Raw genomic sequence first — 23,055 nt, forward strand, 5'->3', positions numbered from 1 at the left:
AAGATGATCGTTACGATCGACGGACCGGCCGGCGCCGGCAAATCGACGGCTGCCCGGGCCCTGGCCGCGCGACTCGGCTTCCGTTTTCTCGACACGGGGGCCATGTATCGCGCCGTGGCGCTGGCCGCCGTGCGTCGCGGGCTGTCGTGGGACGATCCCGATGCCCTGGTTCGCCTGGCGCGCGGCGTGTCGATCGCGATCGACCAGGAACGCATCCTGCTCGACGGCGATGACGTGAGCCAGGCCATTCGCACTGCCGAAATCACCGCCGTTACTCGTTACGCCGCCAACAACCCGGGCGTGCGCGAGCATCTCGTCTCGCTGCAGCGCCGTGCGGCGGGCCACGACAACATCGTCACCGAAGGGCGCGACCAAGGGACCGTGGTCTTTCCCGACGCCGCGTGCAAGATTTTTCTGACCGCCAGCCCCGAGGAACGGGCCCGCCGCCGCCAGGCCGAGATGGCACAGCGGGGCGATGCCCCCACCCTGGCCGAAGTGCTGGCCCGGCAGAACGAACGCGACGCGAGCGATGCCGCGCGGGACGTGGGGCCTTTGCGTGCCGCCGACGACGCCATCGAGGTTCTGACCGACGGACTCTCGTTCGAGCAGGTCATCGACCGGCTCGAGGCGCTCGTTCGCTCGCGGATGCAGCCTTGATCGACGCCCGAGAAGCAACAAGAATCTCCCCTATTCGCTTCCTCTTTTCGCGTGCCCTGTTTCGATCGTGTCACGTTCACTTCCCAAACGCGTTTGGTATCGATCGCTGCAGGCATGTTGCCAGGTCGGCGCGGTCGTCTTCTTCAGCTTTCGCAGCGCCGGGCGCGAGCGCGTCCCGCTGGAAGGTGGCGCGCTGTTGCTCGCCAATCATCAGAGCTTCCTCGATCCGATCCTCTTCGGACTCTCCTGCCGGCGGATGCTGAACTATGTTGCCCGCGACACGTTGTTCAACGTGCCGGGGCTGGCCTGGTTGATTCGTTCGCTCGATGCGATTCCGATCGATCGCGAAGGGACGGGCCTGGCCGGTTTGAAAGAAACGCTGCGACGTCTCAAGCAGGGGGAGGTGGTGGTCGTGTTCCCCGAGGGCACACGCAGCGAGACGGGCGATGTTGGACCGCTCAAGCCGGGCTTCGCGGCCGTGGCGCGACGCTCGAAGGTGGCCATCATTCCGGCGGCGGTCGATGGCGCCCATCTGGCCTGGCCGCGCGAGCGAAAGTTCCCACGACTGAGCCGCATCCAGGTCGAATTCGGCGAGCCGATGTCGGCCGAGGAGATCGCCCTTCTGACGGACGATGAGTTGCTAGCCGAGGTAGAGCGGCGCATCCGCGTCTGTCACACCTCCGCCCGGGCGGCGCTCGAGCAGCGCACGGCGCGGAACAAGCGTGGGAGCCTGGCGACGTAGTTTCGCCTGGCGAGAACGTGCGGCCTTGCATGGAACACCGATCGTGTATCGCGGGGGTACGCGATTCGCACGGCCGCAGCCACGCGGCAAGAGACGGCCAGATAGGCACTTACAACGAAAGGCCTCGTCGTCGCGGTAGCGGGACATTTGTGCCTTTTTTCACAAACCCCTTGATTTCCAGGGCTAAATACGGGCAACCGCCCCTTTTTGCGCGACTTCCGAGGGGCGTTTTTTCCCCCAAGTTCCGATAAGAACAACGGGGCCGGTTCGCCAGGGAAGCTGCGCCGGCCCACGCGTGACCGCCAAACGTGGTGACGGCACGCGTCGCGGCAAACTCAGGGACGAGTGCCCCGCCGCACTCCACGACCGCGAGTCTGCGCCGCTGCCCATCGTCTGCTTCCCCGGGAAGCCCCCGATGAGCCAGCGCATAGGGCGAGAACAAAGCCGGCGTCCGGCCGGCACGCGGCGCCAGACGCTCGTTTCATCGAGCGAGCGCCTCGCGCTGCTGCTCACAATGGCGATGGCTTTCTTACCGGCCAGAGGCCAGGCACAGACCGCCTCGCTCGAAACGCCAGTGTCACGCGCCACAGACGCTGCGCTGGTCACGGACGCCCCGGGCCTGGATCGGTATGCCGACCCGCTGCCGGTCGGCGCCGTGGCCCGCTTGGGGACGGTGCGTTTTCGCCATTCGGACGCCATCTTCGCGCTCGATTTTTCACCGGACGGCAAGACGCTCGTCTCCGCCGGCGATGATGACGTCGTCCGTCTCTGGGACGTCGACAGCGGCCGTCAAGTTCGCAAGCTGGCGGGACACAAGGGCAAGGTCCGCTACGCCGCCTTCTGTTCCGCCGGCGAGCAGGTCCTCACCAGCGGTTGGGACGATACGATCCGCGTGTGGAACGTGGCCGACGGCGCACCGCTGCGCGTCATCAGCGGCCGTCAGCGCCAAGTAAACCAGGTCACGCTCGCCGGCAATGGCAAGCTGCTCGCCGTATCGCATTGCCGCGGCTACAACCCCCACGCCGAAGTGCGGCAGGCCGTCGTCTTCAAAAAAGGAAGTACGACCGAGATTCAACTCTGGCACGTGGACGAAGAGGGCTACGCGCGTGCCTTCGATTCTCACGAGGCAGAAATCAATCAAGTGGCCGCCTCGGCCGACGGCCAGCTCGTGGCCACCGGCGGAATGTCGGGGCGCATCCGCTTCTGGTCAGCCGACACCGGCGACGAGCTCCATTCGATCGATGCGCACGAGGGGGTCGTCTTCGCCATGTGTTTCTCGCCCGACGGCCAATGGCTCGCATCCGCCGGCCGCGACGGCGAGATCGTCGTGTGGGATGTCGCCACCGGCGAGTCGCTCGGCACGCTCGTCGGTCACCGCGGGGGAGTCGATTGCCTGACGTTCAATCACGAGGGCACCTGCCTGGCCTCGGGGAGTTGGCACGGCGAGCTCCGCCTTTGGAACGTGCCCGAGATGCAGCCGCGCGTCGAATTGCAGAGCAACGGTCAGGCGCTCTACTCGTTGCGGTTCTCGCCCGATGACCAGCGTCTGGCCGCCGGTTGCCATGACGGCGTTATTCGTCTCTGGGACCTGGCCACCGATCGTCCGCTCCACGAGACCGGGGGCCACGAGCACCTCGTGTCGGCCGTCTGCTTCAGCCCCGATGGACGCACGATCGCCAGCGGCAGTTGGGACAATACGATTCGCTTCTGGGATAGCTCGACCGGCGAACAAGTCGATCAACGACCGGCCGATGTCCACGCCTTGGCCTATTCCCCCGACGGCAAGTCGCTGGCCTCGGGGGGTGAAGACGCCGTCCACGTATGGGATCTCGCCACCGGACTCGAACTGATGGATCGGCCCGGCGCGGCTTACTGTCTCGCCTTCTCGAACGATGGCGCCTGTCTGGCGGCCGGCGGCTACGATCTCCGCCGGTGGACGCTCCCCAATCGGCAACCGCTCGAGGGGCTGCGATTGCCGGCCAGCGGCACCTACTATCGCGCCGTGGCCTTCTCGCCCGACGGCACTCGACTGGCCGCCGGCTGTGCCGAAGGCCAGATCCTGCTGTGGGACACGAAGTCGGGCGAGCAAGTTGCTCGGCTCGCTGGCCCCTACGGCATGGTCGACTCGGTGGCCTTCTCTCCCGACGGTAAGTCGCTGGCCAGCGCCAGCCTCGATCCCACCGGCACCGGCGCGAACACGATCGTCCTGTGGGATCTCGCGCGCCACGAACGACGGCTCGAGTACAAAGGACACACCGGCGCCATTCAGGCGCTGACCTTCTCACCCGACGGGCGCAACATCGCCTCGGGCGCACTCGACAAGTCGGTGCGCATCTGGGATGTGGCGAGCGCCCGGCGTCACCGCCGGCTGCTCGGACACGAGGGGGGCGTCCATTGCGTCGCGTACTCGCCCGACGGCAAGCGTCTGGCCTCGGGCAGCGGCGATACCACCGTGCTGGTGTGGGACGTCGCGCCGTAACCTGGCCTCCATGATTTGACGCTAGAACTGATCGTCGCTGTATTCCAGCGAGTTCCCCTGGGCCGAGGCCGTCCGGGCCGAAGCGGGGCCAACCTCGCCTGCCGCGGCGCCCGTCACGGGTGCGTTGTAGCCGGCCGGCGCCGTCACCGCCGCCGGCGTGCTATAGGCTGGGGCCCCTGCCGGGGGCAATGACGGAACCGCACAACTCCCCCCCCCGCAGTTGCCACCACACGGCCCACAACAGCCCGCGGCAACGTGCAACATTCCAGCCGCCGCCAGCGAGACACAGAGCGTGCGAAGCGATTTCGACATCGTCGAGACCTTCTATCTCAGCAGCCTCATCCCCCCTGCTTGTACCGGCCTGCGCATACAGACGCGGTCCCGTTCATCCATGAACGGGGGTGCGAGTGAATATCCGAAACCCCAGCTTCACACAACGTCATTTGTCGTCGACGTTTTCGCCGCTAGCAGCCGGCCCCTGGCCTCCGTCGCCCCCCTAAGCTGGCGTTGACCCCCTGCCGGGGTTCACTAAAATGCTGCGACGCTTTGGCTTATCGATGCCCGGCAAAGCTGCGTTCCTTTTTCACCGTGCAGTGCCGCGCTCGGGCCGCGCCTGCAGCGCGTCTTGAGTCGTTGTTTCGATCCTTTTCCTTCGCGGGCGCCGCGCCTGCGATTGCCCCATGGATGGCATGCACCAAGCGACCACCCAGACACCGCGCCCCGCTATGACCGACGCACCAGAACCGCCGGGCGAGAACCTGAACCCCACGTCCCTTGAAGCGGCGCGCCGCGAAAAGCTGCGCCGCCTGCGCGAGCTCGGCGTCGATCCCTGGGGGCAGCGCTTCGACGGACACGAGGCCATCGGCAACCTGCGCCGCCGCGAGGCCGAGATTACCATCGTCTCCGCCGCCGAAGAGGGGCAACCCAACACGGAACAGGGCCCCACCGTGCGCGCCGCCGGCCGTATCGTGCTGCAGCGCAAGACGGGCAAGCTCATCTTCCTCGACATCCACGACTGGACCGGGCGCATCCAGGTGATGATCGGCCGCAAGCAGGTGGGCGAAGAGAGCTGGGCCATCGCCGAATGCTTCGACCTGGGGGACATCATCGGCGTCGATGGCGAGCTGAAGCATACCAAGACGGGCGAGCTGACGATCTTCGCCACCGGGCTCACCTTTCTCACCAAGTCGATCGAGACGCCCCCCGAGAAGCACAAGGGGCTCACCGATCCCGAGCTGCGCAATCGCATGCGCTATCTCGATCTCGTCTACACGGATGGGGCGCTCGATCGCTTTCTCGCGCGGACGAAGATCGTGCAGTCGATCCGCCGCACCCTGGGGGATCAGGACTACGTCGAGGTCGAAGGCCCCACGCTGCACACGATTGCCGGCGGCGCCGCGGCGCGCCCCTTCAAGACGCACCACAATGCGCTCGATATCCCGCTCGTGCTGCGTATCGCGCTCGAGTTGCACCTCAAGCGACTACTCGTCGGCGGCATCGAGAAGGTCTACGAGCTGGGACGCGTCTATCGCAACGAAGGGATCAGCCCCAAGCACAATCCCGAGTTCACCATGCTCGAGGTCTACCAGGCGTACGGCGACTACCGCACGATGATGGACCTGACCGAGCGGTTGATCGTCGACGCCGTGGCTGCCACCGGACGATCGAATCCACTGCGCTGGGGTGACGTGGAACTCGACTTTACCGCCCCCTTCCAGCGGAAGACGTACGACGAACTGTTCGCCGAGCACACGGGCGTCGCCGGCGATGATGTCGCCGGGATTCGCGCGCTCGCCGAGAAGATCGGCTTCGACGTCGCCGGACGCCATCCGGATGTCATCAAGAGCGATGTGTTCGAGGAAAAGGTCGAGAAGAAGCTGGTCGGGCCGATCTTCGTGCTCGACTACCCGGCGAGCATCTGCCCGCTCACCAAGCGCAAGGCCGACAACCCGGCCGTGGCCGAGCGGTTCGAGTTGTTCGTACAAGGCATGGAAGTGGCCAATGCCTACACCGAGCTGAATGACCCCGACCTGCAAGAAGAACTCTTCAGCAAGCAATTGGAAGGCCAGAAGGAAGACGACTCGATGGCCCGAATGGACACCGACTTCGTCCGCGCGCTGCGGCACGGCATGCCCCCCGCCGGTGGCCTGGGCATCGGCATCGACCGTCTTTGCATGCTGCTGACCGATACGCAAACGATCCGCGACGTGATTCTGTTCCCGCTGCTGCGTCCCGAGACGAAGTAGGCTCACGCGGAGACGCGAAGTGCAGAGGAGACGCGGAGCAGTACCCTCACAACCCGAAGCGTCAGCGAGGGAGAGTGAAGAATTTCAACGCCAAGCGAAGACACTGCGCATGAAGTAGGTCAGGTACCCCGTACCTGACAAAGATTAGATAGGGTTCACGCGGAGGCGCGGAGCCACGGAGCAAGCAGAAAAAAATCACGAGCGTGGCACTGCTGGCTTGCCCAGCAGTGTTGTGAGAGCTTCGAATTCAAAATAGTCAGTCCACAGAGTCGCGTCTCGGTCGGCACTTCATTCGAGTTGGGCATCAAAACAAATCCGCGTCTCCGCGTCAGCGTGTGAGACCAACCAGGAAACGAGCAAGACGAGCAAGCAGCCGCCAAGGACCGGCGGCCATCCAACGCAACCCAAGGATTGGTCATGTACAAAGTGCTGCTCTGCTGGCGGTATCTCCGCACGCGCTACATCGCGCTCGCCTCGATCATCAGCGTGACGCTCGGCGTGGCCACAATGATCGTCGTGAACTCGGTCATGTCGGGCTTTACGGTCGAGATGCAGGACCGCATCCACGGCATTCTCTCCGACGTGGTCTTCGAGAGCCGCAGCCTCGAAGGATTCCCCGACCCCGACTGGCACATGCAGGAGATCAAACGTGTCGCCGGCGAGCATATCGAGGCGATGACCGCCACGGTCACGGTGCCGGCCATGCTCAGCTTCGAGTTTCGCGGCAGCACGGTGACGCGGCCCGTGCAGCTCGTGGGCATCGACGAAAAGACGGTCGGCCAGGTCGGCGATTACGCGCACTACCTGCAGCATCCCGCGAATCGCGAGGCGATGAGCTTCGACTTGCGTGACGGCGGCTATGATGTGCTGGACCACCAGTCGGGCCCCGAGGCGCGACCGCGCGAGCAATTGCGCGAAGCCGGCTGGCCCGTGCGTCGCGCGCAGGCCGAGCACGCCCGCCAAGTGAAGTTCTACGAAGAAATGGCCATCCGGCAGATGGTCGAAGAGCAGGCGGCACGCGTCAATGTGACATTGCCTGCGTCAACTGACAACGAGCAGCAAGCGGTTCAACAGACTGTTTTCACCACGTCCGAGAATCCTTCCTCGAAAAACGAACTGAGCAATGAAGCGTCCGAGCAAGCCGGCTTGGTGTCGGTCGTGGTCATGGATCCGAAAGGCGACGCCAAGCCGATGTTCGTAGAACCGATCCCTGAAGAACCACGCGAGCCCGGAGTTACTCCGGCCGATCTCGTCGAGGCGACGACGCTCGAACCGCATGTTGCACAGCAATCCGAGGCGGCTGACGGCGCCCCCCCCGCCGATCCCTTTGCCGATCGGCCGTCGACGCAAGAAAGCTTCGACGTGGGTACCAAACAGCACACCGGCGTAGTGCTCGGCATCGCGCTGTCGAGCTTTCGCGACCACGCAGGCGCCGAGCGGTTTCTCGTGGTGCCTGGCAACGACGTCAAGCTGTCGTTCCCCTCGGCCGGCACACCCCCCAAGATCGAGGGAGACTTCTTCACCGTCGTCGACCTCTATGAAAGCAAGATGAGCGAGTACGACGCCAGCCTCGTATTCGTGCCGCTGCGCGAGCTGCAGCGCCTGCGGGGCATGATCGATCCGCGCACCGGGGTGGGACTCGTCAGCTCGATTCAGATCAAGCTCAAGAACGAGAAGGAAATCAATCTCGTGCGCGACAAGCTTCGCGGCACGTTTCCGCCCGAGGTCTACGGCATCTTCACCTGGCGCGACAAGCAGGGCCCCTTGCTGGCCGCGGTCGACATGGAAGTGGCCATCCTCAATGTGCTCTTGTTCCTGATTATCGCGGTGGCCGGCTTCGGCATCCTGGCGATCTTCTTCATGATCGTGGTCGAGAAGACGCGCGATATCGGCATTCTCAAATCGCTGGGGGCCTCGGGGCCGGGCGTGATGGGCATCTTCCTCGGCTATGGCCTGTCGCTGGGCATTGTCGGCGCGGGCGCCGGCCTGGTCATGGGATTGCTGTTCGTAATCTACATCAACGAGATCGCCGACGTGCTCGCCTTCTTCACCGGGCACAAAGTGTTCGATCCCTCGATCTATTACTTCTATCGTATTCCGACTCTGATCGACCCGCTGACGGTGGCCTGGGTCGTCGCCGGCGCCATTGCGATCGCCGTGATGGCCAGTATCCTGCCGGCGCGCCGCGCCGCGCGACTCCATCCCGTGGAGGCCTTGCGTTATGAATAACCCCATCCCCAGCGGCGTCGCCGCGCCGCGTCTGGCCCAGGCAGTTCGCATGGTCGGCAGCGAACACTCGCCGTCGCTATCGCGCATCGACGCCGCGCAACCGAAGCGCGCGCCCCAGCTCGCGGCGGTCAACGTCCAGAAGAGCTTTTACAAGGGGGGCGTCGAAATTCCCGTCCTCCGCGGCGTCGACATGAGCATCGAGCGGGGTGAGTTTCTCGCCATTGTCGGTCAAAGCGGCTCGGGCAAGTCGACGCTGTTGCATCTGCTGGCCACGCTCGACGCCCCCGACTCGGGCGAGATCCGCTTCGAGGACCGCCGCATCGACAACGTCTCGCGCAAAGAACGCGAGCGTTTGCGCAACCGCCAGCTCGGCATGATCTTCCAGTTCTACCACCTGCTGCCCGAGCTCACGACGCTCGAGAACGTGCTGTCGCCGATCATGGTGGGCAACAGCCTGTGGAGCTATTGGAAGTCGAAGCGCCAGCACACGGCGGCCGCGACCGAGTTGCTGGAAATGGTCGGCCTGGGGCATCGCCTCAAACATCGCCCCCGCGAGCTCTCGGGGGGGGAAATGCAGCGGGCCGCCATCGCCCGGGCCTTGATCGGCGCCCCCGAGGTTCTGTTAGCAGACGAACCGACGGGCAATCTCGACCATCGGACGGGGGGAGATATCATGCAGATTCTCCGCAACTTGAACCACCATCGGAAGCTCACTATCATCATGGTGACGCACGACGAATCGATCGCCGAGCAGGCGGATCGCATCGTTCGGCTGGCCGATGGGCGCGTGCAGGCGAGATGAGGTGACACGCGGCATCGGAGTCAGTATCGGTGCGTGCGGCGTATGAGCCGGGGCGCCGCTGGATGCCCGAGCAGCGCGAACGCACGCTCCCCCAGGAAGCCACAGTCCGCGCACCCATCCCTAACCTCTTTCAAACGTTGCGCTCGCACCGCGCCACGTCCGAGCGCCGATGTCTCTCAAGATCTGGATCAACGGGAAGCTCTACGACAAAGAGAACGCCAAGATCAGCGTGTACGATCACGGCCTGCTCTACGGCGACGGCGTGTTCGAAGGGCTCCGCAGCTACAGCGGGCGCGTCTTCCGGCTCGAGGCGCATCTCGAGCGCTTGTGGAACTCGGCCCAGGCGATCTGGCTCGAGATCCCCATCTCGCGCGAGGAACTCGGCCAGGCCGTGGTCGAAACGCTCCGCGCGAACAACATCGAGGATGGCTACATCCGCCTGGTCGTCACGCGCGGCGCGGGCAGCCTGGGGCTCGACCCCAATCGCACCAGCGATCCCCAGGTGATCATCATCACCGATCACATCCAGCTCTATCCCCAGGAACTGTACGAGCGGGGACTCGAGATCGTCTCGGTCAGCACGCTGCGCAATCATCCGGCGGCGCTCAGCCCGAGGATCAAGTCGCTCAACTACCTGAACAACATTCTCGCCAAGATCGAAGGGCTGCAAGCCAACTGCGTCGAAGCGCTGATGCTCAATACGCGCGGCGAGGTGGCCGAATGCACGGGCGATAATATCTTTCTGGTGCGCGACGGAGTGCTGCTGACGCCGCCGGTCGACGCCGGCATTTTGGAAGGCATCACGCGCGAAGCGGTGATGGACCTGGCCCGCCAGGCCGGGATCGAGGTGCGCGAGACCGCCCTGACGAAGCACGACGTCTACATCGCCGACGAATGTTTTCTCACGGGTACCGCCGCCGAGGTGATACCGGTGGTCAAGGTCGACAGCCGTCGGATCGGCGCGGGCAAGCCCGGCCCCATCACTTGCGATCTTCGCGAGCGCTTTCACAAGCTCGCCCGCAGCGCGGGTTGAAGCCGCTAACGCACTGAGCCACCGGTCGGCCGACGTTCTGGCAGGCCAGTAGCTCCGTGGTGAGAGCGGCGCTCTTATGACGCGTGTCGCTGGTTCGATTCCAGCCTGGCCTACTCGCGTGGCAATTGTCGATTGCACGACCTTTTTGCGTTGCCCTACAATGCAGGTAAGGAGTTCAACGATGCCACTCGTAGTCGAGATCATTCCCGATCCTGATGAAGGCGGATTCACGGCGTGATTGCCGGACATCCCCGCGTACGGCGAAGGTGAGACGGAAGACGAAGCGATCGCCGACCTCAAAGATGCGTTGCGCGGCTACATCGAGGCATTCGGACTCGACGACGCGTTAAGCCGTTTGAGTTCGCCAGCAATCCGCCAGTTCGAAGAAAACTTGGCGGACTTCGCTCGTGGCTAGACTACCTCGGCCAGCCGGCAAGGAAATGGTCCGCTTTCTCGAACGCCGTGGCTTCCGTGTGGTACGAGTCCGCGGAAGTCATCACTATTATGGAATCTGAGGATGCTCGTACATCAGTTCCCGTACACGTCCCGTACACGCAGGCAAGTTACTAAAGATTGGAACGCTCCGAAGTATTCTGCGTGACAGACGGTTGAGCGTCGCCGAGTTTGAGCAGCAATGGCGAAGCTGAGATCGCCTTGCTCACCAGCGCAACTGATGTTGGATGTAGAACAGCTCGGGCGAGACGTTGGGACCCGTCTGGCGGATGAAATTGCCGGCGAACAGCTTCGAGTAGCCAATCAAGATGTCTTGATGGGCGGTGAGATGAAAGTTCACGAGCAGGTCCAGCTCACTCCCCACATCGGTGCCTGCCGCACCGGTGGGATCCCAACGCGAGACATTGCCTCCCGCGCCGAACAAGGGAGAACGGGACTCCACCAGATGAAAACTGTGGTATTGCAGCAGCACGTAGGTCCACTTGTTCGGATAGAAGGCGAACTGCACGTTGAAGTCCTGGATGTTCTGCCGCGCCACCAGGTCGAGGTACCCCAAGTAGTAATGGCCGAACGGGTAGAGTTGGTTGAACGTGCCGAAGGTGTCCCCTTCGCCCGGGTTCGAGTCGCCTGAGGCGAAATCGTAGTAGACCCAGAACTGCGGCGACATCGACAGGTCTTTGAAACGGTAGCCGCCCCCCGTGGTCACGGCCCCCGCCTGCAATTGCTGATTCGAATAGCGGCCCACTTGCAGCATGCCTTCAAAGTCGTAGAGCCACGTGTTGTCCAGATCGCCGATGACGCGTGTGCCGAGCGTGGTGACGTTCGTGCCACCGGGCCGTCCATCGCGACCTACGGCCACTTGATTCGAGTTCTCGAGGTTCAGCGCGTAGAGATCCCAGAACCGCCCTGGCTGCGAGCGATACGTCGTCCCCAGACCGGTGAAGTTCTGCCGATCGTCGGACGAGTCGAAGTTCGAGGGGTCGGGAATCACCGGCTGCAGCCAAAAGCCCGTTGCGTCCCATTTTTCTCCCTGCCGGAAGAGGCGCACTCCTTGAAACGTGCGCAGCACGTTGGCCCACTCGAGGTTCGAGACCAGGCGCTGCGATCCGAGAATGATTTCTTGTCTCCCGCCGCGTACATAGACGGGCCGTTCGTCCCACTCGAAGAGCTTCAGATCGACGAACAAATCGCTCAGGTCCGCGCGATCGCGGTCGATCGGTAGGGCCGGCAATTCCTCGCCGAAATGTTGCGCGTCGAGAAACTGCACGTAGACGCCGAAAAGATCCTCGTAATAGGCGGAGCCGTACGCGATCGTGCGCAGTTGCTCGTAGCGGTTCGTCACGGTCGTGAAGCGACTGTCGAGTTCGTTCATGTAGCGGTCGCGCACTTCGCCGCCGGCCGAAACGAGCCACCCCTCTCCCACGCGCCGACGTTTCAAAAAGTCGGACCACAGGTGGTACTTGTTCTGAGGATCGTCGAGATAGCGGAAGTCGACGTCGTAGAGCGGGTAGGGCTTGAGGCTGATTCGTCCCCAGGGAAAAGGGGGCGGCTTTTGCCGGTAGTTGTCGGTGAGAACATCCCACGCCGAATAGTAACCCGGGCCGGTCGGTGGAACCGGATAGAGCCCCAGCCGTGGAAAGATGAAGATCGGTGGCGTGCCGGCGAACGGATTGTGTGGCTTTGGCTTGGAACCGCTTGGAGCAGCGGGCTGCAATACAGCTTCGCTCCTGAGAGCGGTATCGAACGAAACACCTTCGCCGGGGCCTTCGCTCGCGGCCGATTCATCCGTCAGCGAATCGTTCATTCCCCCGTCGCCGCGTGTTGCCGCGGCGGAGCCTTCGAATCGTTCGTGCGCGACCGTGCCGAAGGAAGAAAACTCCGCCTCCTCGTCCCAGGTGGCTTTTGCCAAACCACCTCCAAGCGCAGCGAATACGACACAGAAAAACGCAAGTTTCGTCGGCACCGGCGTGAATTTCCATTACCTATCCGCACTGTATTGCCTGCCTGGGTTACATCGGCTGTACTCAACGTGCCAGGCAAGGGTGGGGCGCTGCGCCATCAAAGTCGACGAATGGCAGGCTCGCAGAGGAGGCGGATAAATGCCCTGGCCGGTCGTGCAACCGTCAAGGTCGGCCTATTTCCTCCAAGCCCCGAGTTGTCGCCGTAGTTGGGCGACCAACGGATGCTGGATTTTCCGCAGATTTTTCTTTCCTTAGGCGCACTTTCTGACATCATACGGAGGCGTGGGGCGGTGGCGTTGATGGTCGCTAGTTTTTTTGTGCGGCGTTGGTTTCGTCAGGCGCTATTCCGGCGCCGAGAGATCGGGCACGGTTGCGGAGTTCTCCGCTCTGCTGTGTCCATGTGTGCGACGCGCTCCAGCGAAGCAGGGGAGCCTGGCTGTGCGGCCTTTGCCCATGGCGCGCGCACGCTCGATTCTCGCCGCGGCACCTCTGCGCGCATCGCCTTTCACGGCATTTCCACTCGTGGGCAAGCCTATTCTCCTAGGTGTACACGATGAGCAGCACGCTGGACTATGAACCCCAAGTGTTCGACGATCAGCCGCAGCAGGAGAGCCAGCGCCCTTATCGTCTGGCCTTCGTGGCGCTCGCCTTTATCGTATTCTTCTTCCTGGTCATGCTGGGCGCCGGCAGCACGAAGACCGAGCTAACGATCGAGCTGCGCAACAGGGGAGACCAGCCCATGCGCAATGTGGTGGTGCGATTGCCCGACGCCTCGCGCGTGATGGGCTTTCTTGCGGCTGGCGGCGAGCGCAGCGTCCGCACCCGTGCCACGCGCAACGCACCGGTGCAAATCGAGTACCTCGATGGTCGCGGCAGGCTGCGCAACCTGACCACTAGCGTGCGTTTGCAGCCGGGCGAAGTCGGCACCGTGCGCATCGACCTGTCCAATACCCGCGTGCTGCGCGTGTACAAAGAGACGCGCGTCTCCACTCGCTCGTAGACACAGGCCGCACCGAAAAGGCCCCTCTTGCGATGGCCGCGCGGTTCAGACTCCACGCTCGAGGCGCGCCCAGTCAATCGGTTCGCGATGCCGCAGACGTGGCAAGTCGATCGCCATCGCCTCGGGATACTTCTGCGCGGCCCCGGTATTGAACACGACCACGCGATCGTCGGGGGCGATCCAACCTTCGGCAGCGAGCATCTCGAGGGCCCCGACGCAGGCGGCGGTCTCGGGACAAACGCTGATTCCTTCGAGTGACGTCGCGAACTGCATCCATTCCGAGATGCGTCTCTCGTCGACGGCGATGGCGCGTCCGGCGCTCTCGCGCACGGCATCGAGGATCATGAAGTCTCCGACCGCCGCCGGCACGCGGATGCCGCTGGCGATGGTCGCGGCGCCGGCGAATGGTTCGGCAAATCGCTCTCCGGCCTCAAAGGCGCGGACGATCGGCGCACAGCCGTCCGATTGCACCGCCACCATGCGCGGTCGTCGACCCGAGGCCAGCCAACCGAGCGAGGCCAGTTCGGCGAACGCCTTCCACATGCCGATCAACCCGGTGCCACCCCCGGTGGGATAGAGAATCACCTCGGGCAAATGCCCAGCGAACTGCTCGGCCAGTTCGAGCCCCATCGTTTTCTTGCCTTCGATGCGATAAGGCTCCTTGAGCGTCGACAGGTCGAACCAGCCCAGACGCTCTTTGCCTTCGCGCACGATGCGGCCGCAGTCGGTGATCAGGCCGTCGACGAGAAAGGTCTTGGCCCCGGCCAAGCGGCATTCGTACTGATTGATAGCGGGCGTGTCGTCGGGCATGAAGACGAACGCTTCGAGTCCGGCCCGCGCCGCGTAGGCGGCCGCGGCGCCGCCAGCGTTGCCCGCCGTGGGAATCGCCAATCGCTGCACGCCGAAGTGCCGTGCCATGCTCACGGCCATCGCCAGGCCACGGCTCTTGAAGCTGCCCGTCGGCAGGCGCGATTCATCCTTGATCCAGACCCGCTCGAGTCCGAACCTCGCCCCCAGTCGCGCGCAGCGCAGCAAGGGAGTTACCGTTTCGCCCAGCGAGACGATGCTGTGCTCGTCCGGCACCGGCAACAATTCGCGCCAGCGCCACATCGTGGCCGGTCGGGCCACGACTTCATCCCATGTCACGGCGCGGCCGATGGCCTCCAGGTCGTAGCGCACCCACAACGGGCGCTCGCGGTGCAATGTCTGCAGGCGATCGGCCGGCAACGACGTTCCGTCGAGCGCACTTTCGAGATGAGTGACGAACCTGCTCACGCCGAGCATCCTGCGGATCGGTCTACAGCCCCACGTTGAGTCCTTGCAAATCGGCCGGCACGAAGCGACCATCGCGGCGGAGCAATTCGCCGTCGAACCAGATCTCGCCGCCGCCATACTCGGGCGTTTGAATCAACACGAGATCCCAATGCACCCGGCTGCGATTGCCGTTGTCGCACTCGTCGTAGGCGTTGCCGGGCGTCAGATGGATCGAACCGCCGATCTTCTCGTCGAAGAGCGTATCGAGCATCGGACGGCGAACGCGATTGTTGCAGCCGATCGACCATTCGCCGATGTAGCGTGCCCCTTCGTCCGCATCGAGCACGCGATTGATCTTCTCGGTCTCGTTGGCCGTGGCGCGGACGATTTTGCCCTCGCGAAACTCGAACTCGATGTTGTCGAACACGGTTCCCTGATACCGCGACGGGGTATTGTAGCGAATCGTGCCATTGATGCTGTCGCGTACGGGGGCCGTAAAGACCTCGCCGTCAGGAATGTTTCGCTGACCGTGGCACGGACGCACCGGAATCCCCTGGATCGAAAACCGCAAATCGGTACCTGGCCCGACGATGCGCACTTCGCTGGCCGCTTCCATGCGTTTGACGAGCGGCTCCTGGTCGCGGGCCATCTGCACGTAGTCGGCCGTGCAGACGTCGAAATAGAAGTTCTCGAAGGCCTCGGTGCTCATGTTGGCCGCCTGAGCCATCGAATCGGTCGGATAGCGCAGCACGACCCACTTCGTCTTCGGCACGCGGACCTCGGTGTGGACGACCTGCCACCAGTAGGTCTGGTACAAATCCATCTGCTCGTGCGGGACGTCGGCAAACTGGTTGCTGTTCGCCGCGCCGCGGATGCCGATGTAGGCGTCCATCTGCTCCATGCGGGCCCGCTCCAGCTCGCCCGCCAGCGAGATGCTCTCCTTCGTGCCCGAGCGATAGAGAGACCGCAGCACGGCGTTGTTCTTCCACGTCACCAGCGGCACGGCGCCGCGCGCCGCCGCCAGCTCGACCAGCGTCGTCACGAGCGCGGGATCGGGCAGGTCGAAGGCCTCGATCAAGACCTTCTCGCCCCGGGCAAGCTGGCAACTGTGATCGATCAGGATCTCGGCGAGACGTTTTATGCGGGGATCGTTCATCGGCGGGTGATCGCTGTGCGTGTTTTTCCAAGTGGCCAACGCTCGTCGGGCGGTCAAAAGCAGGCTCATGATAGGATATCCCCCGCGGGGCAACAACGCGTCGCCAGCCGAGCGGTAAAATGCACCTGGACCGCGGGCGGCATCCTCTTTGACAACATCCGGCATGGCCTCACCTCACGTACTCATCACCGATTTCGCCTGGACCGATCTCGACGTCGAGCGCGACATCCTGTCGCGTGCCGGGGCAGAGCTCGCTGTCGCGCCGGCGCACGACGTGGCCTCGTTGATCGAGGCAGTGCGCGAGGCCGACGCCATCATGACCTGCTGGGCCCCCTTGCCGGCGGAAGTGATCGACGCCGCCCCAAAATGTCGCGTCATTGCACGCCTGGGCATCGGGCTCGACAACATCGATGTCGCGCGTGCCACGGCGCGGCGCATCGCCGTGACCAACGTGCCGGATTATTGTCTCGAGGAAGTGGCCGAGCACACGCTGGCACTGCTGCTGGCCCTGGCACGCAAGGTGGCCTTCTACCATCTGGCCACCAAACAAGGCCGCTACGATCTGCGGGCCGAACTGCCCATCCATCGCGTGGCCGGGCAAACACTGGGGCTCATCGGTTATGGCAACATCGGCAGCACGGTGGCCCGCAAGGCGCAGGCCTTTGGTCTCAACGTGCTCGCCACGACGCGTCGCGAATCGCAGCTCGAGGGGGCCGTGTGGCGACCGCTCGACGACTTGCTCGCCGAAAGCGACTTCATCTGCTTGCATCTGCCGCTGACCGACGATTCGCGACACCTGATCGACGCGGCACGTCTGGCGCGCATGAAGTCTTCGGCCTGTCTCATCAATACATCGCGCGGCGGGCTGGTCGATCATCCCGCGCTTGCCCGGGCACTCTCGGCTGGCAAGCTGGCGGGCGCGGCCCTCGACGTACACGAGCCCGAGCCCCCCGATCTCGCGCAGGCACCGTGGAACCATCCGCACGTGATCGTGACGCCGCATGTCGCCTTCGCGTCCGAGGAATCGCTGGCCGATCTGCGTCGCCGTGCCACGCAGTCGGTGGTCGACGTACTGTCGGGCCGGCGACCGCGGAATCTCGTGAATCCCGACGTGTGGGTGTAAAGCCGCACACCGATGCACAGGCCAAACTTACATCCCAGGCTTTCTCCCCCCATCGCCTGACCACTGACCACTGACCACTGACCACTGACCACTGACCACTGACCACTGACCGCACCGAAGCGGGGGGGCCAGGGCACATTCTTACCCCGTGTCGCCGTCACATTCGATAAAGACGGCCCCCGGCTTTGACCCCACCAGCCCCATGTCCTATATCAACTTAGGTGAAAGGCGGTCGGCCTAGGGCGACGTCACCCGCATCGGACGGGGTGCGAACTGGCACTGCCTGAGTCACGCGGATCGCTCGTTCCGCGCGCGTTCCGCTCCATCGCGATATCGGCCAGGCATGGAAGATCATCTCTCGCAGTTAGCGCCGGTTGACGGCTGGGGAAACGAGTTCGCCGCTGCGCTCCAGGAGCAGCAGTCGCGAGCCCGCGCGTTCCTCGGTGCGCAGCGTGCGCGACTCGATGAGATCGAATCCGATTTGGCCCGCCAGGTCGAACGGGTGGCGCACGAGTTGGAACAGGACTCGCGCCGCATCGAGGACGAGCGCGACGCGACCCGTCGCCAGAATGAAGATCTACAGCGCGGCCGCGAAGAGTTGGCCCGGCTGCGTCAAGAACTCGAGTCGGCGCGCGATGCCTGGGAACAAAGCCAACAGGCCACCCACCAGCAGCAGCAACAGCTTGCCCACGAGTTGAATCGTCGCCAAGGCGAACTCGACGCACGTTCGTGCGAATTGGCCGAGACCGAGACCCGCCTGCGACAGCAACAGCGCCAACTGGCCGACGAACGAGCCGAGTTCGAAGCGGCCACCGACGAGTTGAAGGCGGCGCGTACCCGACTCGACGACAAGTCGGCACAGCTCGAGCGCGAACGAGAAGAGCTGGAGCATGAGCAGGCAGAAACCAAAGGCCAGCGCCGCCGCATCGCCCACGAGCTGCGCCAGCAGAAGACCACGCTCGATGCCGAACTCAAGAAACAACAGGCCGAGCTCGAAGCGAACCAGAAGGACCTGGAATCTCGCAACAACGAGCTGGACAAGTTGGCCGATACGCTGCAGCAACGAGCCGTCGAGCTGCAACAGCAGTTCGCCGAGCGCGAGGCCAAGTTCGCCGAGCGCGAGGCCGAGATCGTGGATCTCCGTCGCCAGCTCGAAGAGACGGGACCTGCCGCCGCGGGCGATCCTCAGCTCGAAGAACGTTTGCAGCAATTAACCGCCGACTGCCACGGGGCGCGCGAGGCCCGCACACGGCTCGAAGCGGAGCTCGCGTCGACGAGGGCCAGGCTCGAAGCGGCCGAAGCCGCCCAGCACGAAATCGAAAGCCGCTGTGCATCGCTCAACGAGCGGCTGGCCGATGCCGATCGTCGACTGGCTGCGGCGTCGACCGCTGTGGCGAACGATGCGCAGGTCGCCGACATGCAGCGTCGGCACGAGATGTTGCTCGAAGACCTGCGCGAGCAGAAAAAGCGCAATCAGAAACTCGAGCACGAGATCGAAGGGCTCAAGAGCGGGCGTCTCACGGCGACCCAGATCGAAGGCAACGACTGGGAGTCGCAAAAACGCCGGCTCTTGGCCGCGCTCGAGGCCGAAGCCGCCGCAGACGACAATCCCGATCGTAAGCAGGAACGGCTCTCGATCGAGGAGACGATTCGCAAGACCGAAACGGTCGTCGCCGCCAAGGAACACGAAATCAACGAGCTGCAGCGCTTGCTCGAACAGCAGAGCAGCCAGGTCGGCAATCTGGCGGTGGGCGCCGCCGCCATCGCTGCCGAGCTCGACAAGGACGAGCTGATTCAGCACGAACGCGAGAAGCTCAACCGCATGCAGGATGAATGGCGCGAGAAGCTGCGCCAGGCCGAGATCGACCTCTCGCTCGAACGGGCCAAAATCGCCCGCGAGCGCGCCGAGCTCGAAGAAAAACTGCGCCAGACCGAAGACGAGCGCGCACGCCATCCCGAAGCGGGGGAGGTCGATCCCACTGGCAAGAAGCCGGCCACGCGCGGCAAGTGGCTCGCGCGCCTCGGCCTCAAGGACGACGAAGCAAGCTCCGGTACGTAGCGGTTTAACCCGTTCGCCCCACGACATTTCGCCTGTGCCAGCAAGTTCTCGCTGTCGTACGGCGCACGCTGTCCGCCGCGTGCCCGCTCAGGCGTTCTTGAGCGTGTGTGCGTCCGGGGCGGCGCTGCTCAGGTTGGGCGCCACGTCGACGTCGACATTGCCCACCGCCCACGAAACCGCGCCCAGCACGATGCCCTGGAAGATCGGGTTCGTCCACACGTCCTCGCGGTGCCCCATCGAGGTGTAGAAGACGCGCCCCTGGCCGTGCATCCGCGCCCAGGTCGAAGGATAGTTCGGCCGCGCGTAGTCGTTCCCTTTCATGAACTCGGTGATCTGCAGCAGGATGACGTGCAGATCGTCGGCAAAGTTCTTCAGCGCGTACCACTCATCGAGCAGGGCGAACGAATCGCCCAGCTTCTCCACGCCGGGAAACTTCGGATCGATCACCTCCTGCTTGGCCAACTGCTGCGGGCCGTGGCTGATGAACTCTCCCCCGATCATGGCGATGTACGGGTCGGGGGGATTCTGTCGTTCGCGGGCATCCCCCTGCGAGTGAAACGTATCGCTCGCGCAGTGCGAGCCGAGGAACCCCTTGCCCCCCGCCACGGCTGCCAGCAGTCGTTCCTTGCCGGCCGCCGACATCGGCTCGCCGCCGTCGCGACTGGGCTGCGTCAGATCGCCCGTCGTGAAGAAAAAGAAGGCATCGAACTGATCGAGATCGCCATCGAACACGCGGCCGTCCTTCGTGACGGTCACGTCGAAGCCGTTCTGCTGGCCCAATTCGGTGAAGACGGTCTCCGCGTGTCCCGGCTTCTCGTCCTTGCCGCGGTTGATGACCGAGTGCTCGAATCCCTGGCTTCGTGTAAAGAACAGTACGTGCGGCTTGCGCTTGTCTTCGGCCGCGACCCAACCGCGCGGAAAAGCAGCCAGGCTCAAGGCAGCACCCGTAGTCAACAGCATTTCGCGACGACGCATGGTGGGAATCTCCTCGAAGGCGACCCCGCGGGCCGCGCGGTAGGGCAGGATGAAGGCGTAGGGCAGGCGAATCGTGACTTCCGTGGTAACAGAATAACCACCGCCCCAGCACCCGCCAAGCAAGTCGAATAGCGTTCTCCGGCGACACATCATCGCCGCCGCGACGCGTTCGCTCCCCGTGAACCCCTGGGGGCATCGGCCGATCGACCATGCTAGAATGCCGTCCCTCGAGCCGGGGGCGATTCCAGGCAGGTGAGGTCACACGGTCTGTACCAAGGGAGGTTCCAATGGCGGAGAGACCTGCGTTCATGACGATGTGGAACCATTTCTCCACGGTCAATGTCGATGTCGTCGGCGTGGGCAAAGTGATCGGCGGAAAGGTCGGCGTCAACGTCGAGCTAGGCGTTAAAGACCCCCAGGCGGGTTTCACCAACGCCTGCGCGATCCGGATGAGTTATTGCTTGAATAACTCCGGCAAGCCCGTTTCACGCGGTGCTTGGGCCACTGTCTCCGGCGCCGACAAGAAGTGGTACATTTATCGCGTGAAGGATCTGGTGGCCTATCTCACCCACAACTTTGGAAAACCTGACCAGGTGACCAAGAATCCGAAGTCCGCCGATTTCGCCGGACAGAAGGGGATCCTGGCGTTCCAAGTCTCAGGCTGGAGCGATGCCACCGGACATGTCACGCTCTGGGACGGGAGCATTTGCTCCGACCAATGCTTTTTCGGCAAGGCCAGCGAGGCTTCGTTGTGGACTCTGAAATAGCAGTCGCTCATCATTGCCGGAGGGGGTGACAAACGGTTGCGCGCATGACTCCGCTCGACTCCATCGATCCGCGCGTTGAGTCGAGCTCGCGATAATCGTCCGATGGTTCGATCTCTCGAGCATCGCATCCCTTGCGACCATCGGTGCTTGTAGACAATGCCCCCTCTGATGAGCGCCGCTGCGAAATCTTCAACGGGGTGCAGACGCGAATTTGTGCCCGCACTCGCAGGCAAAGCGTCGCGACGGAGATTGTCGCTTGCACACCGGACAGGTCTTCAGCCAGGCCGGTTTGACGGCGGGCGCCGCGACCGCCGCCGGCGCTGCCTCGCGCGCTGCCTTCTGGGCGGCAAACTGCTCGGCGCTCTCGCGCGAGAGGGCGCATTGCGGGTGGATTCCGCTGGCAGAGTACACCGCTTTGTCGCAGACCGGACAGCGTTTGCGCGCGACTTCCGGCGCAGCAGGAATCGGCTTCTTATCGCTCACAACTGGTCTCCTTCGCCTGATGGTGCTGAGTCGCGTCAGCCCGGATCTATGGAGGAAGGCTCGGGAGTAGGCTGCTCAAAAGTCAGCCTGCATAGATGGGGGATGTACACATCATTATCGCCTTCTGACGGTCGAGTCGCAATCGAGAAAGGCCGGCCAAAGCGCGAACGGCCCGCCCTGAATCTCGTCTGTACTCTCACGCGGCCGTTTGCTGCCCACGCATGTGACCGCACTGCGGCCCTCTTGCGAACGGCGAAAAGGGTCCGTTCGCAAGGAACCAATTCAAGTGGTCCGTGTCTGTACGAGGAGCGGACGATCGCCCCACTTGACGAAGCCCGCGGCAGCATGCTCAAAAGGGCAAACCTGGACGGGTGGCCGAGTGGTCTAAGGCGGCGGTCTTGAAAACCGCTGGGTGGGAAACTGCCCCGGGGGTTCGAATCCCTCCCCGTCCGCTTTTTGGCCCGAGCCGAAAAAAGCGGAGCCGTGGAGTAGGCGAGCAGGAGATCAGGCCTCGGACGAGGTGCTCCACGGCGGTCTACTGTTCCACTGCTCTTCTACTGCCGGCGGATCTTCTACTCCTCTACTGCCGGCGGGCGACCACGAAGTAGGTGAGCTGCTCGAGCACCTGTCGGGCGTCGCTCGGGGAGAGAATCTCCAGCTCCGCTCGGGCCATGCCCGCGAAGTCGTCGGCCCGGCCGCGAGCGTACTCGATGGCGTCGCTCGCCTGGAACCACGAGTCGAGCGCCGCGCGGCGAGCGCCCGGCTCTCCCTGCGAACTGAGCACTGCGTCGAACTCGCGGCGGCGCGCTTCGTCGAGCGTGCGGCGCAGGTAGATCAGCGGCAGCGTCATCTTCTGCTGGGCCAGATCCGTGCCGAGCGATTTGCCGGTTTGCTCCTCTTCGCCCAGCAGGTCGAGCAAGTCGTCGGTGATCTGGAACGAGTTGCCCAGGTAGCGGCCATAACGATCGAGCGCCACTTGCACCTTCTCGTCGGCCCCAGAGAGAAACGCCCCCAACTGGCAGCAGCAGGCGCAGAGTTCCGAGGTCTTCCCCTCGATGATGCTCAGATACTCCTCCTCATCGAGCGCCAGGTAACCGCGGCGATTGATCTGCCGCAACTCCCCTTCGCAGACGATGTTCGTCGCCCGGCCGATCAACTGGCAGGCACGGGTGCTGGGGAGCGTGCTGGCCAGGTAGAACGAGTGCGTGAAGAGGTAATCGCCGAGCAGCACGCTCGCCTGGTTGTCCCAACGGGCGTTGGCCGTCGGTCGATGTCGCCGCATGTCGGCGTCGTCGAGCACGTCGTCGTGAACGAGCGTCGCCGTGTGAATCATCTCGACCACCGCAGCGATCGTATGATGATCGGCGGTCAGCTCGCCGCACGCCTTGCCGGCCAACAGCACCAGCGCCGGCCGCAGCCGCTTGCCCCCCAGTTGAAAACCGTGCTGCACCAACTCGTCGACGAACGGATAGTCGTTGCGTAGCTCTGCCCGCAACACCTCTTCGGCGGCGCGCAGGTCGTCGCGGATCGGGGCGTACACGGCATCGAGCCGCGGTCGCGAGGCGGCAACATCCGGGGTCGTCGAACTCATGGACTCATTTCCTTGTGGTCGCGCGGGCCACTTGCCCGCGTGTGG

Annotated in this window: 19 protein-coding genes and 2 tRNA genes; 14 read left to right on the forward strand and 7 right to left on the reverse strand. The window is 63.9% G+C overall.

What is annotated here, in order from left to right; genetic code table 11:
• The first annotated feature begins 3 nt into the window (after positions 1-3).
• The 3 genes from cmk (at position 4) to KF708_20075 (ending at position 3,878) form a co-directional block, all read left to right on the forward strand.
• The gene (gene cmk / locus KF708_20065) at positions 4-657 is read left to right on the forward strand and encodes a (d)CMP kinase (protein MBX3414991.1); all 654 of its coding nucleotides are present in this window, start codon (positions 4-6) and stop codon (positions 655-657) included.
• Positions 658-724: 67 nt separating this feature from the next.
• A complete protein-coding gene (locus tag KF708_20070) occupies positions 725-1,399 on the forward strand; it encodes a 1-acyl-sn-glycerol-3-phosphate acyltransferase (GenBank protein ID MBX3414992.1) in 675 nt (224 codons plus the stop codon).
• Positions 1,400-1,814: 415 nt separating this feature from the next.
• Positions 1,815-3,878 carry a WD40 repeat domain-containing protein gene (locus KF708_20075; protein ID MBX3414993.1) on the forward strand — a complete coding sequence of 688 codons (2,064 nt, stop codon included), beginning with the start codon at positions 1,815-1,817 and terminating at the stop codon, positions 3,876-3,878.
• 21 nt (positions 3,879-3,899) lie between these two features.
• Here the strand turns inward: KF708_20075 and KF708_20080 are convergent, their stop codons facing one another.
• Positions 3,900-4,190, reverse strand: a complete 291-nt coding sequence (locus KF708_20080; protein MBX3414994.1) for a hypothetical protein — start codon at positions 4,188-4,190, stop codon at positions 3,900-3,902.
• Between the two features lie 413 nt (positions 4,191-4,603).
• Here KF708_20080 and lysS point away from each other — a divergent pair, with 413 nt between their 5' ends.
• From lysS to KF708_20110, 6 genes are all read left to right on the forward strand, one after another.
• Positions 4,604-6,124, forward strand: coding sequence for a lysine--tRNA ligase (lysS, locus tag KF708_20085; GenBank protein ID MBX3414995.1), 1,521 nt, complete (start codon positions 4,604-4,606; stop codon positions 6,122-6,124).
• 417 nt (positions 6,125-6,541) lie between these two features.
• A complete protein-coding gene (locus KF708_20090) occupies positions 6,542-8,353 on the forward strand; it encodes an ABC transporter permease (protein ID MBX3414996.1) in 1,812 nt (603 codons plus the stop codon).
• Entirely contained in the window at positions 8,346-9,155 is an 810-nt protein-coding gene (locus KF708_20095; GenBank protein MBX3414997.1) for an ABC transporter ATP-binding protein, read from the forward strand. The genes KF708_20090 and KF708_20095 overlap by 8 nt, the downstream gene beginning before the upstream one ends.
• A 169-nt stretch (positions 9,156-9,324) precedes the next feature.
• Positions 9,325-10,188, forward strand: coding sequence for a branched-chain-amino-acid transaminase (gene ilvE / locus KF708_20100; GenBank protein ID MBX3414998.1), 864 nt, complete (start codon positions 9,325-9,327; stop codon positions 10,186-10,188).
• Between the two features lie 42 nt (positions 10,189-10,230).
• Positions 10,231-10,301: transfer RNA gene (locus tag KF708_20105), tRNA-His, on the forward strand.
• 125 nt (positions 10,302-10,426) lie between these two features.
• Positions 10,427-10,603: a hypothetical protein gene (locus KF708_20110; GenBank protein ID MBX3414999.1), complete on the forward strand. Its 177-nt coding sequence runs from the start codon at positions 10,427-10,429 to the stop codon at positions 10,601-10,603.
• Positions 10,604-10,846: 243 nt separating this feature from the next.
• Here KF708_20110 and KF708_20115 read toward each other — a convergent pair whose 3' ends face one another.
• On the reverse strand, positions 10,847-12,550 hold the full coding sequence (locus KF708_20115; GenBank protein ID MBX3415000.1) for an alginate export family protein: 1,704 nt from the start codon (positions 12,548-12,550) through the stop codon (positions 10,847-10,849).
• A gap of 605 nt (positions 12,551-13,155) precedes the next feature.
• Between KF708_20115 and KF708_20120 the strand changes: the two genes are divergently transcribed.
• Entirely contained in the window at positions 13,156-13,602 is a 447-nt protein-coding gene (locus KF708_20120) for a hypothetical protein (protein MBX3415001.1), read from the forward strand.
• 45 nt (positions 13,603-13,647) lie between these two features.
• Here the strand turns inward: KF708_20120 and KF708_20125 are convergent, their stop codons facing one another.
• Both KF708_20125 and KF708_20130 read right to left on the reverse strand, forming a co-directional pair.
• Positions 13,648-14,877: a threonine synthase gene (locus KF708_20125; protein MBX3415002.1), complete on the reverse strand. Its 1,230-nt coding sequence runs from the start codon at positions 14,875-14,877 to the stop codon at positions 13,648-13,650.
• A 22-nt stretch (positions 14,878-14,899) separates the two neighbouring features.
• Positions 14,900-16,012, reverse strand: coding sequence for an aminopeptidase (locus KF708_20130; GenBank protein MBX3415003.1), 1,113 nt, complete (start codon positions 16,010-16,012; stop codon positions 14,900-14,902).
• A 163-nt stretch (positions 16,013-16,175) separates the two neighbouring features.
• On the opposite strand from KF708_20130, the gene KF708_20135 reads away from it, so the two are divergent.
• Positions 16,176-17,135, forward strand: a complete 960-nt coding sequence (locus KF708_20135) for a C-terminal binding protein (GenBank protein ID MBX3415004.1) — start codon at positions 16,176-16,178, stop codon at positions 17,133-17,135.
• Between the two features lie 343 nt (positions 17,136-17,478).
• On the forward strand, positions 17,479-19,194 hold the full coding sequence (locus tag KF708_20140; protein MBX3415005.1) for a hypothetical protein: 1,716 nt from the start codon (positions 17,479-17,481) through the stop codon (positions 19,192-19,194).
• 87 nt (positions 19,195-19,281) lie between these two features.
• Here KF708_20140 and KF708_20145 read toward each other — a convergent pair whose 3' ends face one another.
• Positions 19,282-20,292, reverse strand: coding sequence for a ThuA domain-containing protein (locus KF708_20145; GenBank protein MBX3415006.1), 1,011 nt, complete (start codon positions 20,290-20,292; stop codon positions 19,282-19,284).
• Positions 20,293-20,477: 185 nt separating this feature from the next.
• On the opposite strand from KF708_20145, the gene KF708_20150 reads away from it, so the two are divergent.
• Positions 20,478-20,936 (forward strand): type VI secretion system amidase effector protein Tae4, encoded by a 459-nt coding sequence (locus KF708_20150; protein ID MBX3415007.1) that lies wholly within the window; start codon positions 20,478-20,480, stop codon positions 20,934-20,936.
• Between the two features lie 189 nt (positions 20,937-21,125).
• On the opposite strand, the gene KF708_20155 is transcribed toward KF708_20150, so the two are convergent.
• On the reverse strand, positions 21,126-21,419 hold the full coding sequence (locus KF708_20155; GenBank protein MBX3415008.1) for a hypothetical protein: 294 nt from the start codon (positions 21,417-21,419) through the stop codon (positions 21,126-21,128).
• Positions 21,420-21,784: 365 nt separating this feature from the next.
• On the opposite strand from KF708_20155, the gene KF708_20160 reads away from it, so the two are divergent.
• A tRNA-Ser gene (locus KF708_20160) sits at positions 21,785-21,871 on the forward strand.
• A 128-nt stretch (positions 21,872-21,999) separates the two neighbouring features.
• Here KF708_20160 and KF708_20165 read toward each other — a convergent pair.
• Positions 22,000-23,010, reverse strand: coding sequence for a polyprenyl synthetase family protein (locus KF708_20165; protein MBX3415009.1), 1,011 nt, complete (start codon positions 23,008-23,010; stop codon positions 22,000-22,002).
• Between the last annotated feature and the right edge of the window lie 45 nt (positions 23,011-23,055).

Source organism: Pirellulales bacterium, from assembly GCA_019636335.1.
Lineage (GTDB): Bacteria > Planctomycetota > Planctomycetia > Pirellulales > JAEUIK01 > JAHBXR01.

Excerpts from the sequence above, each read along its gene's own strand:
- KF708_20095 (MBX3414997.1), top strand. The coding sequence starts at position 8,346 with ATGAATAACCCCATCCCCAGCGGCGTCGCCGCGCCGCGTCTGGCCCAG.
- KF708_20140 (MBX3415005.1), top strand. The coding sequence starts at position 17,479 with ATGGAAGATCATCTCTCGCAGTTAGCGCCGGTTGACGGCTGGGGAAAC.
- KF708_20090 (MBX3414996.1), top strand. The coding sequence starts at position 6,542 with ATGTACAAAGTGCTGCTCTGCTGGCGGTATCTCCGCACGCGCTACATC.
- KF708_20130 (MBX3415003.1), bottom strand. The coding sequence starts at position 16,012 with ATGAACGATCCCCGCATAAAACGTCTCGCCGAGATCCTGATCGATCAC.
- KF708_20150 (MBX3415007.1), top strand. The coding sequence starts at position 20,478 with ATGACGATGTGGAACCATTTCTCCACGGTCAATGTCGATGTCGTCGGC.
- KF708_20135 (MBX3415004.1), top strand. The coding sequence starts at position 16,176 with ATGGCCTCACCTCACGTACTCATCACCGATTTCGCCTGGACCGATCTC.
- KF708_20120 (MBX3415001.1), top strand. The coding sequence starts at position 13,156 with ATGAGCAGCACGCTGGACTATGAACCCCAAGTGTTCGACGATCAGCCG.
- cmk (MBX3414991.1), top strand. The coding sequence starts at position 4 with ATGATCGTTACGATCGACGGACCGGCCGGCGCCGGCAAATCGACGGCT.
- KF708_20075 (MBX3414993.1), top strand. The coding sequence starts at position 1,815 with ATGAGCCAGCGCATAGGGCGAGAACAAAGCCGGCGTCCGGCCGGCACG.
- KF708_20165 (MBX3415009.1), bottom strand. The coding sequence starts at position 23,010 with ATGAGTTCGACGACCCCGGATGTTGCCGCCTCGCGACCGCGGCTCGAT.
- KF708_20080 (MBX3414994.1), bottom strand. The coding sequence starts at position 4,190 with ATGTCGAAATCGCTTCGCACGCTCTGTGTCTCGCTGGCGGCGGCTGGA.
- ilvE (MBX3414998.1), top strand. The coding sequence starts at position 9,325 with ATGTCTCTCAAGATCTGGATCAACGGGAAGCTCTACGACAAAGAGAAC.
- lysS (MBX3414995.1), top strand. The coding sequence starts at position 4,604 with ATGACCGACGCACCAGAACCGCCGGGCGAGAACCTGAACCCCACGTCC.